The sequence below is a fragment of the Bartonella sp. MU37NMGALS genome, from assembly GCF_042194015.1.
Taxonomy (GTDB): domain Bacteria; phylum Pseudomonadota; class Alphaproteobacteria; order Rhizobiales; family Rhizobiaceae; genus Bartonella; species Bartonella grahamii.
Genome location: NZ_JBHIML010000165.1, coordinates 1 through 538, shown reverse-complemented (window position 1 = coordinate 538; position 538 = coordinate 1). Strand labels below are relative to the sequence as shown.

Here is a 538-nt window from a genome sequence, read left to right as displayed (position 1 = left end):
AAGCATTTATTTTCCATACCGATATCGGAGCAGTGAAAGTGTCTGTGGAACATCAAAGTACCACCTTAAGTACGGTTAAAATTGACGTTCCGATTGCCAAAAAAATACCTTTTAGCGCAGAAAAATACCTTCTGAAAGCTCTCGGACTAAAGCACAGTGTATTACCGGTGGTAATGTATGATGCAGGCGCTAGACATGTGCTTGTTTCCGTAGATTGTGTTACGACATTGCATACTCTACGTCCTAACCATGAGATGTTGGCCGAATTAGAGAATCTAGCCGTGAATTGTTTTACATGGGATGGAACTCGAGTAGAAAATCGCATGTTTTCACCAGCTTATGGAGTAAAAGAAGATGCAGGAACTGGATCTGTTGTTGGTCCAATAGCTTTACATTTACTAAAATGTGGACAACTAAAAACTAATGAACGTTTAATAATTGAACAAGGAATTTTGCTAAACCGTCGTTGTGTGATGTATGGCGAGATTAAGGAAGAAGGCGAAAAAATAAGTCATGTTGAGCTATCTGGCCAAGTAAA

At 39.2% G+C, this 538-nt stretch carries 1 protein-coding gene; it reads left to right on the top strand.

Features of this window, described 5'->3' with window-relative positions; genetic code table 11:
• Window positions 1-32 precede the first annotated feature (32 nt).
• A partial coding sequence (locus ACFIJP_RS09730) for a PhzF family phenazine biosynthesis protein (RefSeq protein WP_375627230.1) occupies window positions 33-538 on the top strand: 506 nt, incomplete at its 3' end.